At 75.8% G+C, this 15,117-nt stretch carries 15 protein-coding genes; 7 read left to right on the top strand and 8 right to left on the bottom strand.

The genetic code is table 11. The features are described 5' to 3' along the window. Positions 1-117 precede the first annotated feature (117 nt). Both ACQP04_RS13565 and ACQP04_RS13570 read left to right on the top strand, forming a co-directional pair. Positions 118-606 (top strand): polyadenylate-specific 3'-exoribonuclease AS, encoded by a 489-nt coding sequence (locus ACQP04_RS13565; RefSeq protein WP_433507397.1) that lies wholly within the window; start codon positions 118-120, stop codon positions 604-606. A gap of 75 nt (positions 607-681) precedes the next feature. Then, positions 682-2,070, top strand: coding sequence for a class II 3-deoxy-7-phosphoheptulonate synthase (locus ACQP04_RS13570; RefSeq protein ID WP_433507398.1), 1,389 nt, complete (start codon positions 682-684; stop codon positions 2,068-2,070). A 52-nt stretch (positions 2,071-2,122) separates the two neighbouring features. Here the strand turns inward: ACQP04_RS13570 and pknB are convergent, their stop codons facing one another. Next, the gene (pknB, locus tag ACQP04_RS13575) at positions 2,123-3,916 is read right to left on the bottom strand and encodes a Stk1 family PASTA domain-containing Ser/Thr kinase (protein ID WP_433507399.1); all 1,794 of its coding nucleotides are present in this window, start codon (positions 3,914-3,916) and stop codon (positions 2,123-2,125) included. A 65-nt stretch (positions 3,917-3,981) separates the two neighbouring features. On the opposite strand from pknB, the gene ACQP04_RS13580 reads away from it, so the two are divergent. Further along, positions 3,982-4,359: an Rv2175c family DNA-binding protein gene (locus ACQP04_RS13580; protein WP_051736848.1), complete on the top strand. Its 378-nt coding sequence runs from the start codon at positions 3,982-3,984 to the stop codon at positions 4,357-4,359. Between the two features lie 15 nt (positions 4,360-4,374). Here the strand turns inward: ACQP04_RS13580 and ACQP04_RS13585 are convergent, their stop codons facing one another. The 4 genes from ACQP04_RS13585 to ACQP04_RS13600 all read right to left on the bottom strand — a co-directional run bounded on the left by ACQP04_RS13585 (position 4,375) and on the right by ACQP04_RS13600 (position 9,686). After that, on the bottom strand, positions 4,375-5,319 hold the full coding sequence (locus ACQP04_RS13585; protein ID WP_433507400.1) for a phytoene/squalene synthase family protein: 945 nt from the start codon (positions 5,317-5,319) through the stop codon (positions 4,375-4,377). Continuing rightward, positions 5,294-6,913: a polyprenol phosphomannose-dependent alpha 1,6 mannosyltransferase MptB gene (gene mptB / locus ACQP04_RS13590; RefSeq protein ID WP_433507401.1), complete on the bottom strand. Its 1,620-nt coding sequence runs from the start codon at positions 6,911-6,913 to the stop codon at positions 5,294-5,296. The genes ACQP04_RS13585 and mptB overlap by 26 nt, the downstream gene beginning before the upstream one ends. A 129-nt stretch (positions 6,914-7,042) precedes the next feature. Beyond that, a complete protein-coding gene (gene crtI / locus ACQP04_RS13595; protein ID WP_433507402.1) occupies positions 7,043-8,554 on the bottom strand; it encodes a phytoene desaturase family protein in 1,512 nt (503 codons plus the stop codon). A 7-nt stretch (positions 8,555-8,561) separates the two neighbouring features. Continuing rightward, complete coding sequence (locus tag ACQP04_RS13600; protein ID WP_433507403.1) at positions 8,562-9,686, bottom strand: polyprenyl synthetase family protein; 1,125 nt, start codon at positions 9,684-9,686, stop codon at positions 8,562-8,564. A 62-nt stretch (positions 9,687-9,748) separates the two neighbouring features. On the opposite strand from ACQP04_RS13600, the gene metF reads away from it, so the two are divergent. Further along, positions 9,749-10,681 carry a methylenetetrahydrofolate reductase [NAD(P)H] gene (metF, locus tag ACQP04_RS13605; RefSeq protein ID WP_433507404.1) on the top strand — a complete coding sequence of 311 codons (933 nt, stop codon included), beginning with the start codon at positions 9,749-9,751 and terminating at the stop codon, positions 10,679-10,681. A 1-nt stretch (position 10,682) separates the two neighbouring features. Here metF and ACQP04_RS13610 read toward each other — a convergent pair whose 3' ends face one another. Then, complete coding sequence (locus ACQP04_RS13610) at positions 10,683-11,315, bottom strand: LppM family (lipo)protein (RefSeq protein ID WP_433507405.1); 633 nt, start codon at positions 11,313-11,315, stop codon at positions 10,683-10,685. 152 nt (positions 11,316-11,467) lie between these two features. Then, a complete protein-coding gene (locus tag ACQP04_RS13615; RefSeq protein WP_433507406.1) occupies positions 11,468-12,067 on the bottom strand; it encodes a GNAT family N-acetyltransferase in 600 nt (199 codons plus the stop codon). Between the two features lie 378 nt (positions 12,068-12,445). Here ACQP04_RS13615 and ACQP04_RS13620 point away from each other — a divergent pair, with 378 nt between their 5' ends. Next, the gene (locus ACQP04_RS13620; protein ID WP_051736904.1) at positions 12,446-12,769 is read left to right on the top strand and encodes a hypothetical protein; all 324 of its coding nucleotides are present in this window, start codon (positions 12,446-12,448) and stop codon (positions 12,767-12,769) included. 134 nt (positions 12,770-12,903) lie between these two features. Next, positions 12,904-13,311 (top strand): SAV_6107 family HEPN domain-containing protein, encoded by a 408-nt coding sequence (locus tag ACQP04_RS13625; protein WP_433507407.1) that lies wholly within the window; start codon positions 12,904-12,906, stop codon positions 13,309-13,311. A gap of 31 nt (positions 13,312-13,342) precedes the next feature. On the opposite strand, the gene ACQP04_RS13630 is transcribed toward ACQP04_RS13625, so the two are convergent. Next, entirely contained in the window at positions 13,343-14,164 is an 822-nt protein-coding gene (locus tag ACQP04_RS13630; protein ID WP_433507408.1) for a ParA family protein, read from the bottom strand. 67 nt (positions 14,165-14,231) lie between these two features. On the opposite strand from ACQP04_RS13630, the gene ACQP04_RS13635 reads away from it, so the two are divergent. Continuing rightward, complete coding sequence (locus ACQP04_RS13635; RefSeq protein ID WP_037041756.1) at positions 14,232-15,002, top strand: class I SAM-dependent methyltransferase; 771 nt, start codon at positions 14,232-14,234, stop codon at positions 15,000-15,002. Positions 15,003-15,117 lie beyond the last annotated feature (115 nt).

A 15,117-nucleotide genomic window follows, 5' to 3' on the forward strand; every position in this document is an offset into this window, starting at 1 on the left:
CGTCCGGGACGTCCGGATCGTGACGACGCCCGGACATCTTCGCCCGTCCGGCCCAGTCCCGGCGCACACCCCGCCGTTCGGGCGACGTAGAGTCGCGGCAGGTCGGAAAGGGTTGGCATGCGCTTCTTCTACGACACCGAGTTCATCGAGGACGGCAGGACGATCGATCTGGTGTCGATCGGCGTCGTCGGCGAGGACGGGCGCGAGTTCTACGCGGTGTCCACCGAGTTCGACCCGGGCAAGGCCGGTCCGTGGGTACGGGCGAACGTGCTGCCCAAGCTGCCCTCGCCGGCCGACAAGGCCTGGCGGTCCCGCGCGACGATCCGCCGCGAGCTGCTCGAGTTCCTCACCGGCGCGCCCGGCGAGGTCGAGCTGTGGGCCTGGATCGCCGCGTACGACCACGTCGCCCTCTGCCAGCTGTGGGGCGCGATGCCGGCCCTGCCCCGGGCGCTGCCGCGCTTCACCCGGGAGCTGCGCCAGCGCTGGGAGGACGCGGGCCGTCCGTCGCTGCCGCCGCCCAGCTCCGACGCGCACGACGCGCTGGCCGACGCCCGGCTCAACCTGCGCCGCTGGCAGGTGATCGAGACCGCGGTCCCGACGCCCTGAGCGGAGCGGCGTCGGCACCGGTCGCGCCGGGTGCCGGGAGCGGGGCCCCGCGCGGTACCGAATACCCTGCGAGTCGTGAACTGGTCCGTCGACGCCCCCGTGGACGTCCTCCCGGAGCTGCCGCCGCTGCCCGGTGAGCTCCGCACCCGGCTGGACGACGCGCTCGCCCGGCCCGCCGCCCAGCAGCCCGAGTGGCCGGACTCCTCGGTCGTCGAGCACACCCGCACGGTCCTCGAGAGCGTGCCGCCGGTCGTGCTGCCGCCCGAGGTCGACCGCCTCAAGCAGCGCCTCGCCGACGTCGCGAACGGGAAGGCCTTCCTGCTCCAGGGCGGGGACTGCGCCGAGACGTTCGTCGACAACACCGAGCCGCACATCCGCGCGACCATCCGCACGCTGCTGCAGATGGCCGTCGTGCTGACCTACGGCGCGTCGCTGCCGGTGGTGAAGGTCGGCCGCATCGCCGGGCAGTACGCCAAGCCGCGCAGCTCGCCCGTCGACGCGCTGGGCCTGCCGTCCTACCGCGGCGACATCGTCAACGGGCTGGCGCCGAACGAGGCCTCCCGCACCCCGGACCCGTCGCGCATGATCCGGGCGTACGCCAACGCGAGCGCCGCGATGAACCTGGTCCGGGCGCTGACCGCGACCGGCATGGCCGACCTCGCGATGGTGCACGACTGGAACAAGGACTTCGTGCGCACGTCGGCGGCAGGGGAGCGGTACGAGGCCGTCGCCGCGGAGATCGACCGCGCCGTCCGGTTCATGGACGCCTGCGGGGTCACCGACCACCAGCTGCACGCGGTGGAGTTCTACGCCTCGCACGAGGCCCTGCTGCTCGACTACGAGCGGGCGATGCTGCGGCTGGACCTCGACCGGGACAACCCGGTGCTCTACGACCTGTCCGCGCACTTCCTCTGGATCGGCGAGCGCACCCGCCAGCTCGACGGCGCGCACGTCGCGTTCGCGGAGCTGCTGTCGAACCCGATCGGCCTCAAGATCGGTCCGACGACCACGCCGGAACAGGCCGTGGAGTACGTCGAGCGGCTCGACCCGCGCAACGAGCCGGGCCGGCTGACGCTGATCAGCCGGATGGGCAACGGCAAGATCCGGGACGCGCTGCCGCCGATCGTCGAGAAGGTCACCGCCTCCGGCCACAAGGTCATCTGGCAGTGCGACCCGATGCACGGCAACACCCACGAGTCCACGACGGGCTACAAGACCCGCCACTTCGACCGCATCGTCGACGAGGTGCAGGGCTTCTTCGAGGTGCACGGCGCGCTCGGCACGCACCCCGGCGGGATCCACGTCGAGGTCACGGGCGAGGACGTCACGGAGTGCCTCGGCGGCGCCCAGGAGATCTCCGACACCGACCTCCACGGCCGGTACGAGACCGCCTGCGACCCGCGGCTCAACACCCAGCAGTCCCTCGAGCTGGCCTTCCTGGTCGCGGAGATGCTGCGCGGCTGAGTTCGCCGTGCGTGGTCGGTGGCGCTCCGGCACCACTGACCACGCCCAGGCGCTAGAAGACCGTGAGGGTGACGGTCGAGCCCTCCTCGACCGCGGTCCCCGGGCCCGGGTCCTGGTTGACCACCCGCGGGTTCTCCCGGCCGAACGGGAAGCCCCGCTCCACGTCGACCTGCAGCCCGCGGCGCTCGAGCCGCTCCCGGGCCTCGTCGAGCCGGTCGCCGATCACGAGCGGGACGTCGACCTCCGCGGGTGGCTCCACGCCCTTGCTCAGCACGAGCGTGACCGTGCCGCCGATCGGCAGCGGGGTGCCGGCCGGCGGGTCCGTGCGCAGCACCGCACCCTGCGGCACGGTGCTGCTGAACTCCGCCGCGGACGCCGAGGTCGCGGGCGTGAGCTGCGCGGCCTGCAGCACCTGTTGCGCCTGCTCCACCGTGCTGCCCTCGGCGACCGCCGGGACGACCGGGCGGCCGGTCGAGACCGTGAGGGTGACCGAGCTGCCGCGCAGCAGCCGGGAGTCCGCGGCGGGGTCGGCGGAGGCGACCCGGTCGGCGGCGACGTCGTCGTGGTGCTGCTCGGTGACCGACCACGCCAGGTCCGCCTGCGTGAGCAGCTGCTCGGCGGCGGACCGGTCCAGCCCGACGACCGCGGGCATCGACGTCCAGCGGCCCGAGCCCAGCCACCACGCCGCCCCGCCGACGACCAGGCCGAGCAGCAGCAGGAGCAGGATCCACAGCGCGAACACCCGGCGCCCGCGTCGCCGGGCGATGCGGTGGTCCGGCAGCGCCTCGGGCCGCGGGGCCGAGGCCGTGCCGTGCCGCCCCGGACCGCGTCCGATCTCGGTCGACGGGTCGTACTCCGCCCGGCTCAGTGCGCGGGTGCCGCCGGGGCCCGCGGGCTCGGGCGCCGCCTCCAGCGCGAAGGGCTCGGCCGGCACGGTGTCCTGCTCCTCGAGGGGCGGCGGAGGCGGCAGCGGCACCGGCACCTGCGGCACGGCCAGCCACTCCCGCAGCCGGACGAGCTCGGCGAGGAACGCCGCGGCGTCGGCCGGGCGGCGGTCGGGGTCGCGCGAGGTGGCGCGGCGGACCAGGTCGTCGAGCTCCGGCGGGACCTCGGTCGCGACCGCCGAGGGCGGCGGCACGTCGTCGTTCACGTGCCGGTAGGCGACCGACAGGGCGTTGTCGCCGGTGTAGGGCGGGGCGCCGGTGAGCAGCTCGTAGCCGAGGACGCCGGCGGCGTAGACGTCGCTGCGCGCGTCGGCCTGGCCGGTGGCGACCTGCTCGGGGGACAGGTACGCCATCGTCCCGAGGATCATCCCGGCGTGGCTGACCCCGGCCTCGGCGGCCGCGGTGACCAGGCCGAAGTCGGCGACCTTGACGCTGCCGTCCCGCCCGATCAGCACGTTCTCGGGCTTGACGTCCCGGTGCACCATGCCGAGGCGGTGCGCCTGCGCGAGGCCGGACAGGACCGGCTCGAGCACCGCGAAGGTCGCGGGCACGCCGAGCGCGCCCCGGCGGCGCAGGAGGTCCCGCAGCGTGCCGCCGTCGACCAGCTCCATGACCAGGAACAGCGTGGGCTCTCCGCCGGGCGGCGTGCACCGGCCCTGGTCGTGCACGTCGACGACGTGGGGGTGGTCGATCCGCGCCGCGGAGCGCGCCTCCCGCTCGAACCGGGCCCGGAAGGTGGGGTCCGCCGCCAGCCGCGGGTCCATGATCTTGATCGCGACCGGCCGGTCCAGCCGGGTGTCGAGTCCCCTGTGCACCGTGGACATCCCGCCGCGGGCCAGGACCGGCCCGATCCGGTACCGCGCGTCGATCAGGGCTCCGGGGGAGCCGGGCGGGGCGGTCACCCCCCGACGGTACCGCCCGGGCAATCTCTGCCCGCGCGTCTCCCCTCGGCAGGCCGTGCTGTGGCATGGTGACGCGCGTGAGTGAGACGAACGGGACGACACCCGTCCTGTCCGACGACGTCGCCGTCCTTCCGGCCACCGAGGTCGCCGAGATCCTCTCGGTTCCGCGGACCCGCGTGCACCAGCTGATCAAGGACGGCCAGCTGCTCTCCCTGAAGCGCGAGGGCACCACCTGCGTGCCCGCGGACTTCCTCGACGGCAACGCCGTGGTGAAGGGCCTGTCCGGCACGATCACCGTGCTGCGCGACGGCGGCTACCCCGACGTCGACATCCTGCGCTGGCTCTTCACCGAGGACGCCAGCCTGCCCGGCACCCCGATCGCGGCCATCCGGGCCGGGCGGCACCGCGAGATCAAGCGGCGCGCCCAGGCCATGGCGTTCTGACCGGTCGCACGGCCCTCAGGGCCGGTGGCGGGTCCAGACGGCGTGGGCGAGCGCCGGCCCCGCCACCGCCAGCCGGCGCCGCCGGGGGACCGTGACCCGGCGGTGCAGCACCTCGTAGCCCGCGGCGGCGATCTCGTCGAGAATCCCGCCGTAGAGGGTGAAGGCGCAGCGCACGCAGTCCCGGGACTCCTGCGCGAGCATCGCGATCCCCGGCTCCGCGCGCCGGTACACCGCGCGCGTGCGGGCGACCAGGTGGGCGAGGGCGCGGCGGACCCGCGGCTCGGTGGTCCGCCGGGTCCGGCACCAGGCCAGCAGCTCGCGGTCCACGCCGAACGCGGCCAGCTCGTCCGCCGGGAGGTAGACGCGTCCGCGGTCGAGGTCCTCGCCGACGTCCCGCAGGAAGTTGGTCATCTGGAAGGCCACGCCGAGCGCGGCGGCGTGCGGGGCGGCCTCCGCGGGCGCGTCGGAGCCGAGGACGGGCAGCACCTGCAGGCCGATCACGGCGGCGGAGCCGTGGACGTAGGTGTCGAGCTCGGCCGTGGTCGCGTAGCCGGTGACGTGCGTGTCCATCCGCATGGACGTGAGGAACGGGGAGAACAGCCGCGGGTCGATCCCGTGCCGCCGCACGGTGTCCGCCACGGCCGTGACCACGGGCTGGGTGCCCGGGTCGTCGCCGGAGAACGCGCTCACCAGGTCGAGGCCGAGCTCGTCGAGCACCGCCTCGCGCTCCTCGGTGGGGGCGCCGGCGCCCAGGTCGTCGACGATCTCGTCCGCGTGCCGGGCGAAGCCGTAGAGGGCGTGGATCGCGGGCCTGCGGTCCGGCGTGAGCAGCCGGGTGGCGAGGAAGTAGGTGCGGCCGTGCCGGGCGTTGAGGGCGCGGCACTCGCCGTAGGCCCGGCGCAGCGCGGGATCGGTGATCCCGGCCGCGTCGAGCTCAGCGGCCGCCGACTGCGGACGCACGGGAGGGTTCCGGGTCCGACAGCGCACTCCGGGCGGGCACCGCCTTCGGCCTGCGGAAGCCCAGCGGGTCCGGCCGCAGCAGCGCACGGGCCGCGACCCAGGCCAGCACGGCGCACACCGCGAGGTAGCCCCAGTTGTAGAGGCCGGCCTCGCCGCTCGGGTAGTAGACGATCATCAGCCACAGCGAGCCGAAGACCAGCCACTGCAGGCCGCGGGCGCTCCACGGGACCATCGCGAGGATCGCCATGCCCCAGCTCAGGTACCAGGGCAGCGTGGCCGGGGAGAGCAGGGCGACGGCGAGCAGCGCGATCCCGGCGCGGCGCACGGCGTCGGGGCCGCCGCCACGGGCGCGCCACCACTGCACCGCGACGATCGTGACCAGTGCGATCGCACCGATCACCCGGGCCACGTTGATGAAGGGCTGCTTGGGCAGCGGGGCCACGCCGCCGAGGGCGGTGTGCACGAACTCGCCGAGCCCGGTGGGCAGCGACAGCCAGTTCACGATCATCGACGGCGCGCTGAGCGCCGGCAGCCAGCCCAGGTCGACGTGGGCCGCCACGCTGACGCCCGCGAACACCACGAGGAACACCGCGACGCTCGCCGCCCCGGCGCGGAGCAGCCGGCGGAGGAACGTGCCCTCGAGCTGCGCGGCCCAGATCAGCACCATGAACGGCAACGCGACGGCGGCACTGGCCTTGGTCGCCATGGCCAGGGTGACCAGCGCGATGCCGAGCACGTGCTTCCCGCGCAGCATGGCCAGGCAGCCGACGGCCAGGAACCCGACGAGCAGGAGGTCGTTGTGCCCGCCGCCGACGAGGTGGATGACCATCACGGGGTTGGCGACGACGACCCACAGGGCCACCGCCGGCCGGCCGCCGAGGCGGCGGGTGAGCTCCGGCAGCGTCCAGATCAGCAGGACCAGCCCGACGCACATGATCAGCCGCATGCCGATCACGCCGAGCACCATGTTGGTACCGGCCTGCACCGTGACCCAGGCCCACGCCTTCGCGACCAGGATGAAGAACGGGCCGTACGGCGCCGGGGTGTCCTGCCAGAAGTAGTGGACGTTGTCGGTGAAGGTGCCCGGCATCGCCTCCGGCCCGACCGCGTACGGGTCGAAGCCGAAGACCGGCAGCGCGCCCTGCGCCAGGTAGCTGTACACGTCCCGGGTGAAGAGCGGCGGGGCGATCAGCAGCGGGAGCATCCACACCACGGAGGTGGTGAGCACGGCCCGGCCGCCGACGCGGCGGGCGAGCACCTCGCGTCCGAGCCGGACCCACGCCCACGCCATCAGCACGACGCCGACGTACATCAGCGCGGTGGCCAGCTCCTTGCCGTGACCGAAGCGCCAGAAGCCGAGCGGGCTGTTGGTGAGGATCGGGTCGTGGATCAGTGTGCCGCCGGCACCCACGCCACCGACCAGCAGCACCGCCGACGCCGCGAAGCCGAGCCAGAGCGGCTTGCGCGGCGGGTTCCCGAGGCGGGACCGGAGGCCGGGCGCGGGGCGCGGGGCGCCCGTCCCGGCGGCCGGTGGCGAGTCGCGCTGCCGGTCGTCCGGGGCGAGCGCCGTGGCCGTGGGGACGTCGCTGGGCACCGGGGAACCTGCCGGGTCGGTCGGCTCCGGCCCGGTCGCCGGTCGGGTGGGCTGCGCGGTCATGTCGGGGCCCATGCTCGCACGGGCGGCTCCTCCGTCCGCTCCGGACCCCGCCCGATCACGGCAGGGTCACGCCCCGGTCACGCGGGCGGCGGCCAGCCTCCCGGAGAGGACGACGGGCGGGATGCCGACCCCGGGCGTGGTCCCGCAGCCCGCGAGCACGACGTTGCCGAACCGCCGCGGGAGGTTCCGGGACCGGAAGGGCCCGGTCTGGGCGAAGGTGTGCGCGGCCGAGAACGGCGTACCCGCGGCGAGCCCCTGGCGCGCCCAGTCGGCCGGCGTGACCAGGGCGGACACCTCGACGTCGCCGGTGAGGCCGGTGATCCCGCGCTTCTCCAGGACGCCGAGCAGCTCGTCCCGGTAGGCCGGGCCGACCCGGTCCCAGTCCAGGCCCGCGCGCTCGAGGTTGGGGCACGGCGCCAGGACGAAGAGCAGGTCGCGGCCCGCCGGCGCGAGCGTCGGGTCGGTCGCGGTCGGCCGTGTGACCAGCAGCGACGGGTCGCTCATCAGCCGGCCCTCGTCGATGATCTCCGCGAAGGTCCGCTCCCACGCCGCCCCGAAGGAGATGGTGTGGTGGGCGAGCTCGTGGCGCGGGGTGGCCACGCCGAGGTGCGCGACGACCGCGCTCGGCGCCCAGCGCACCGGCACCGGACGCCGGGGTCCGCCGCCGAGCAGTCGGTGGGCGACGGGCAGGTCCGGGGTGAGGACCACGGCGTCGCAGGCCAGGCGCTCCGGTGCGGCCCAGTCGGTCCGGTCCGCGGCGGTGTGCCGGACGGCGGTGACGCGCCCGTCGCGGCGCTCCAGCCCGGTGACCTCGCGGCCGGTCAGCAGCTCGGCCCCGGCGTCGACGGCGGCGGCCGCGAGCGCGTCGCCGACCTGGCGCATCCCGCCGCGCGGGAAGTACACCCCGGCGATCGTGTCCATGTAGGCGATCACGCCGTACGCGCCGAGCGCACGGTCCGGCGCGACCCCGGCGTAGAGGGCCTGGAAGGAGAAGATCCGGCGCAGCCGCTCGTCGGGCAGGTACCGGGCGATCCGCGGGCCGAGGCGGCCGAACCCGCCGAGCGCGGCCAGCCGGACCAGGTCGGGTCCGAGCAGGGAGAGCGGCGAGTCGAAGTTCGCGCCGATGAACGAGTCGATCTCGGTGCGGTAGAGGTCGGTCAGCCAGGCGCGCAGCCGGCGGTAGCCGTCGGCCGACCCGGGGCCGCAGGTGGCGCGGACCTCGGCCTCCATCGCCTCGGCGTCGGTGTGGACGTCGATGGTGGTGCCGTCGGCGAAGGTGGTGCGGTAGGCCGGGTCGAGCCGGACCAGGTCCAGCCGGGCGGCCAGCGAGTCCCCGACCGCGCCCAGCGCCTCGTCGAGCAGCTCCGGCATGGTCAGCACGGTGGGCCCGGTGTCGACCCGGTAGGTGCCCGACGGGCCCTCGAGGTCCAGCCGGCCGGCCCGGCCGCCCGGGTGCTCGTCCCGCTCGACGATCGTGACCCGGCGGCCGGCGCCGAGCAGGTGCAGCGCCGCGCAGAGGCCCGCGAGCCCGGCCCCGACGACCACGACGTGGTCGGTCGGCCCCTCCAGTCGTCTCACCGGCGCGTCACCGGTGCCGGCGGGTGGCCCGCACGGCCAGCTCCTGCAGCGCCGTCGCGGCCGGCTCGGCGATGTCGGCGGCCGTGAGCGCGTCGAGCGCCGCGCCGGTCAACGCGGCGATGCGCTGCTCGACGGCCTGCACCGCACCCAGGTCGGTGAACAGGTCCCGCAGCCGCTCGACGGCGGCGGGGTCCAGGTCGGGGTCGCCGAGCGCGCCGGTGATCGCGGCCCGGGCGGGCCCGTCGGCGGCCCGTTCCAGGGCGAGCGCGACCAGCAGGGTGCGCTTGCCCTCGCGGAGGTCGTCGCCGGCGGGCTTGCCGGTGACCTCGGGGTCGCCGTAGACGCCGAGCAGGTCGTCCCGCAGCTGGAAGGCCACGCCGATGTCCGCGCCGAACCGCCGGTACGCCGCGACCAGCCGGTCCGGCGCGCCGGCGAGGGCCGCGCCCAGGTGCAGCGGGCGCTCCACGGTGTAGGCCGCCGTCTTGAACCGGTCGATGCGCAGGGCGGCCCCGGGGGAGTCGTCGCCGGTCGCCTGGGTGAGGACGTCCAGGTACTGCCCGCCCAGCACCTCGGTGCGCATCCCGCGCCACGGGGCCCGGGCGCGGGACAGGGTCTCCGCGTCGAGCCCGGAGTCGTGGTACATGTCGTCCGCCCAGGTCAGTGCCAGGTCGCCGAGCAGGATCGCGGCCGCGGCGCCGAACCGGGCGGGCGGGCCGGACCAGCCGGCGTCGGCGTGCCGGCCGGCGAACTCGACGTGCACCGTGGGCCGGCCGCGGCGGGTGGCCGAGGCGTCCATCAGGTCGTCGTGCACCAGCGCGGAGGCCTGGATCAGCTCCAGCGCGCTGATCGCACGCAGCACGGCCGGCGCCTGCGCGTCGGCGGGGTCGCCGCCCGCGCCGCGCCAGCCCCACCACGCGAAGGTCGGGCGGATCCGCTTGCCCCCGCTCAGGACGAACCGGACGAGCGAGTCGACGGCGTCGGCGAACACGGGGCCGATCGCCGCGGCGTCCTCTCGGCGGCGCAGGAGGTAGTCCTCCAGGGCCTGCTCCACCCGCGTGTGGAGCTCGGCGGCCCCCGCGGGCTCGGGTGCCGGGCCCGGCAGGACGTTCGTGGGCGGGGAGGGATGAACCACGCGGCGAGCGTATCGGCGGGACGCACCTTGGGCGCGCCGACGCACGACCGTAGGCTGAACAGGTGACCACGCGAACCGCGCAGCCGCGCACCTCGGTGATCGACCGGATCGGTACGGACCGCCCCGTCTTCTCGGTCGAGTTCTTCCCGCCCAAGGACGAGCAGGGGGAGGCGGAGCTCTGGAAGGCGATCCGCCGCCTCGAGCCCCTCGACCCCGCGTTCGTGTCGGTCACCTACGGCGCCGGCGGCTCCAGCCGGGACCGGACGATCCGGACCACGGCCCGGATCGCCACGGACACGACGCTGGTCGCGATGGCGCACCTCACGGCCGTGTCGCACTCGGTGGCGGAGCTGCGGCACGTCATCGGCTCGTACGCCGCCGCCGGGATCCGCAACGTCCTCGCGGTCCGGGGCGACCCGCCCGGGGACCCGCTCGGCGACTGGGTGGCCCACCCCGAGGGTCTGACCTACGCCGACGACCTGGTCCGGCTGGTCAAGCGGTCCGGCTCGTTCTGCGTGGGCGTGGCGGCGTTCCCGTACGGCCACCCGCGCTCGGCGGACCTCGACAGCGACCTGCAGCGGCTGCTGGCGAAGATCCGGGCGGGCGCGGACTTCGCCATCACCCAGCTGTTCTGGGAGCCGGACGGCTTCCTGCGGCTGCGCGACCGGCTGGCCGCGGCGGGCTGCGAGGTGCCGCTGCTGCCGGGGATCATGCCGCTGCTCAGCGTGAAGACGCTGCGCCGCGGGCCGGAGCTGTCCGGCGCGCCGCTGCCGCCCGGGCTGGCCGAGCGGCTGGAGCCCTACGCGGACGACCCGGCCGCCTTCCGCGCCGCCGGCCTCGACCTCACCGAGGAGCTCTGCCGCAAGCTGCTCGGCGAGGGGGTGCGCGGGCTGCACTTCTACACGCTGAACCGGTCCCTGGCCACGGCCGAGCTGGTCGAGCGGCTGGGGCTGGCGCGCGAGCCCGCCCTGCCGTCACCCACCGCCCTGGCCTGACCTACCGGCGCACCGGCGGGTTGCGGGTGCGCCGGGCCAGCGCGACCACGGCCGCGACGGCGCCGAGCACGATCACCGCGAGCCCGAGCGACCAGGCCGTGGCCGACGGGGCCTGCGGGTCGTCGTAGGCCACGACGGCGTTGACGTCGCCGACCTCGCCCGGGGTGAAGTTCCAGCTCACCGTGCCGGCCTCGGAGTCGCCGTTGGTGTCCAGGACCTCGCCCGGGAAGCTGACCTTCAGCTGGAAGTCGGCCCGGTCGACCGGGACGGTGGTGAGGTCGGCCGCGCCCTCGAGCACGATCCGGTTGCCCGCGCGGCGCAGGGTGAGGTGCGCGCGCTCGCTGCCGGAGCCGCCCGCGGCGGTGAGCTGTCCGACCTGGTCGAACGACAGCCCGGAGAACCGCAGCACCGATCCGGTGTAGCCGTCCTGCCGGTAGTCGGACACGTCCACGTCGGACTCCAGGGCGGGCGGCACGGTGATCGCCGGTCCCTTGTCGTCCGGGCCCTTCTCCGGCGTGGCGATCACGATCTCGCCGGTCACGGTGTCGTCCGGCTGCACGGCGAGGGCCGCCCGCACGCGGGCACAGCCGCCCAGCGCCGCGACCGCCACGGCCACGAGCAGGAGCACGGACACGACCCGGCGGAACCGGGAGGCGCGGCGGGGGCCGAGCCGAGCGGGGCCGAGAGGATCGGGGCCGGTTCGGTCACGGCGGGGGGCGGGCGGGGACTGCACGGCGGTCATCGTGCCATCGCCCGGCCCCGGGGCGGCGCAGCGACGGGCCGGGGTCACCCGCGTCCGGGGGCCGGCGGCAGCGGCAGGGTCCGGCCCAGCACGGCGAAGGGCCTGCTGTCGCCGGTGAACCGGTGGTCGCGCAGCACGTCCTCGAAGCCGAGCCTGCGGTAGAGCCGCCACGCCCGGCCGGGGGCGCGCGGCGCGTACTCCGGTGTGGACAGCAGGACCATGCGGTGCCCGGCGCCGTCGAGCAGCGCGCGCAGCATGCCCTCGCCGAGCCGGGAGCCCTGTGCGTCCGGCCGGACGTGCAGCTCGGTGAGCTCGAAGTAGTCGTGCAGCCAGTCAGGCTGGGCGGGGTCCCGGGCGGCGCCGCGCGCGGCGAGCCCCCGCCGGACCTCCTCGAACCACCACTGCCCGGGCCCGCCGGAGTACCCGTAGCCGATCCCGATCAGGTGGCCGCCCGGGTCCATCCACCCCACGCAGCGCCACCCGGCGCGGCGGGTGTGTTCGAGCCAGAGGTTGCGGCGCTGGCGCGCGGTGCCGGGCGGGTAGCCCATCGCGGCCACGTAGACGTCGAGCGCCTCGCCGAGGTGGTCGGCCAGCTCGACCGACGACAGCGCGACCAGCCGCGGCCGGGCGGGCGCCGCGGTCATCGGACGGGCTCCGGGCGGGTCATGCGGCCATCTCACCACGGGACGCAACAGGGGGCAGGCACCGACGGCCGGAGCCCCTCGGGCGCACCGGTCCGTCGGTGGTGACCGGTAGGAGAAGGGCGTGCACACACGGGGCGGGGAGCCCTCCGGGACGTCCTCGGGGTGGCGCCGTCCCGACTTGACGGCCCGCGCCGGACACGCTTCACTGGACGAGTCGAACACATGTTCGATCCAGGTCGGTCCCGGGGGCGGGGTGGGGGAAGCACCCCCTCCCCGGGTCGGTCTGCGCTGTCCGTACCGACCCCGCCGGCCCGCACCGGCGCGGGCCGGTGCTCGTGTCCAGCCGGATCCCAGCCGGCCGGAAGGGGAGTGATCTCCGTGAGCACCTTCTCCCGGGTGTTCGGGCCCCGCGAGCCCGCACCGGTCCAGGTCCGCTGGCTCGAGGGCGAGCCGGTGGAGTTCGAACGCAGGCCCGCCCGCCGCGGGTCCCGGTACCTGGTGACGGACGTCCGCGAGCGGTGGATCGAGGAGTCGCCGTGGCCGTTCCCGTCGCCGATGCCGATCGGCGGCGACCAGCTGCGCTGCTGGCGGGTGGAGGCCCGGTCGGCGGAGTCGCCGCAGGAGCCCGCCCGGGAGTTCGTGCTGCGGATGCGCGCGGGCCCAGGCGTGTGGGACCTGGTCCGCGTGCCGGAGGCCGGATGAGCGGCGGCCGGGGTGCCGGCCGGCACCGGGGTCGCGAGCGGTGCGGGGCAGGGCAGGGCAGAGCACGGGGGACGGCACGGGCACCCGCGGTGGTGCGGGCGTGCAGGGCGAGCGTGAGGACCGGAGGAGCGGACATGACGATCACGACGAGCGAGCGGGCGCCGGCCGCGCCCGTGTCGAAGGCGGCGCTGGGCCTGCTGCGGCAGGCCGCGGAGTGCGTGGCGGACGGCTACCGCGAGCCGGAGCCGCTGCTGCGCTACCCGGCGGCGTATCTCGCCGCGCTGCGGGCCGGCGCCGCGGTGCTGGCGGCGCGGGCGGTGCCGGAGCAGCGGCGCGGGCGGCCGCGCAGCGTCTGGCAGCTGCTCGGCGACATCGCGCCCGAGCTGGGGGAGTGGGCCGCGTTCTTCGCGTCCTGCTCGGACACCCGGGCGGCCGCCGAGGCGGGCATCTCCCGGCTGGTCACCCGTCGCGAGGCGGACGACCTGCTGCGGCAGGCCGAGCAGTTCGTGGGGATCGTGCGGGAGCTGCTCGTCGACCGCTGAGCCGGCGGCCGGGAGGTGGGGTTCGGGCCGGTCAGCCCCGGGAGCGGGAGCGCAGCAGCCGCCCGAGGAGGGCGGTGAAGACCGCTGCGACCTCGCGGGCGCCGGGCGTGTCCCAGGACTGGATCGGGAGGCAGGCGCCCTGCGCCTGCTGCACCGCGGAGCGGTCCGGCAGCACGCTGCCGAACACCAGCGGGCCGAACAGCTCCCGCAGCTCCGCGATCCGGTAGTCGTGCTCGGCGTTGCGCGGGCGCACCCGGTTGACCAGCACGCCGAGGGGCTGCAGGGCCGGGTTGCCGCGCTCGCGCTCGGCCTGCACGGCGTCGAAGGCCCGCTGCACGCCGGACACCGCGAACATCGTGGGGTCGGTCACCAGGATCGCGCGGTCCGAGGCCGCGAGGGCGCTGCGGGTGAGCTGCCCCAGTGAGGGCGGGCAGTCGATGATCACCAGCTGGTAGGGCTCGCCGGGCTTCTCGTCCGTGCGGCCGAGGCTGGAGCCCAGATCGGGGTCGTCGAGCCGGGAGAGCGCGCGGGCCAGCCGCTCGAGCTGCTTGGTGCTCGGGTCCGGGTGGTTGTGCCGCTCGTTCTGCTCCGAGCCCACCAGCACGTCCAGCCCCTCGCCCCAGGCGCTCGTCGCGACGGCGCGGCGCAGCACCGAGCGGCTCGGCTCGTCCAGCACGTCCGCCACGGTGCCCGTGGTGGGCTCGACGTCGAGCGCGATGGTGGCGTTGGCCTGGGGATCCAGGTCCACGAGGAGGGTGGGGATGCCGTGGTGCAGCGCGGCACCGGCGAGACCGAGGGCGACGGTGGTCTTGCCGACCCCGCCCTTCAGGCTCAGCGTGGCGACGACCTGCACGGCGATCAACCTACAGTCTCGGCGCCACGGCCCGTGCGGGCGCCACTAGGCTGCCCGTGTGAACGCGGTGGCAGGCGAGCGTCCGGGAACCGTGAGCGGCGGAGCGGTCCGCCGTGTCCTCGACGCGGAGGTCGAGCGGGCGCGGTCCGCCCGGCCCGACGGCCGGCCCCGGGTGGTCGACGTCGGCGGCGGCAGCGGCTCGTGGGCGGTGCCCCTGGCCGCGGCGGGCTGCGCGGTGACGGTCGTCGACGTCAGCCCCAACGCCCTGGCCGCGCTGGAGCGCCGCGCCCGCGAGGCCGAGGTGCACGCGCTCGTCACGCCGGTGCAGGGCGACGCGGACCAGCTGCCCGAGGTCGTGGCCGATCTCATCGACTCCGGCGGCGCCGACCTGGTGCTCGGGCACGGGCTGCTCGAGGTGGTCGACGACCCGGCGCGGGCCGCGGCCTCGCTCGCCGCGGTGGCGGCCCCGGGCGCGGCCGTGTCGGTGCTGGCCACGAGCCGGCACGCGGCCGTGCTCTGGCACGTCCTGGCCGGGCGGCTGGACGAGGCGCGCGCCGTCCTCACCGACCCGGACGGGCGGTACGGGCCGGACGACACCCTCCGCCGCCGGCTCGACGGGCCCGCCGTCACGGCGCTGCTGGAGGACACCCGACGGCTGCGCGTCGAGCTGGTGCAGGGCGACGGGCTGCTCGAGGCCTGGCTGCCCCACGCCGTCCGGGACGGCGGCCACGCGGACATGCGGGGTGCCGCGGAGCTCGAGGACCTCGCCGCCGGCGTCCCCGCCCTGCGCGAGGTCGCCGCGCGGCTGCACGTCCTGGCGCGTGCCGTCGCGCCCTGAGCGCCCCGAGCACCCGAAGCGCTCCGAGCACTCCGGGCGGCTGTCCCACCTGGACGGGAAAGGTGAGATCGATCACCTCTCGGCCGGTGCGGGCGGCCGTTCGAAGATCGGTCTG

The sequence above is a fragment of the Pseudonocardia halophobica genome, from assembly GCF_050948485.1.
Taxonomy (GTDB): Bacteria; Actinomycetota; Actinomycetes; order Mycobacteriales; family Pseudonocardiaceae; genus Pseudonocardia; species Pseudonocardia halophobica.

What these genes read in the sequence shown, in the direction of transcription:
- ACQP04_RS13615 (WP_433507406.1), bottom strand. Translation starts at nt 12,067, where the DNA reads ATGACCGCGGCGCCCGCCCGGCCGCGGCTGGTCGCGCTGTCGTCGGTC.
- ACQP04_RS13625 (WP_433507407.1), top strand. Translation starts at nt 12,904, where the DNA reads ATGACGATCACGACGAGCGAGCGGGCGCCGGCCGCGCCCGTGTCGAAG.
- ACQP04_RS13580 (WP_051736848.1), top strand. Translation starts at nt 3,982, where the DNA reads ATGGTGACGCGCGTGAGTGAGACGAACGGGACGACACCCGTCCTGTCC.
- ACQP04_RS13565 (WP_433507397.1), top strand. Translation starts at nt 118, where the DNA reads ATGCGCTTCTTCTACGACACCGAGTTCATCGAGGACGGCAGGACGATC.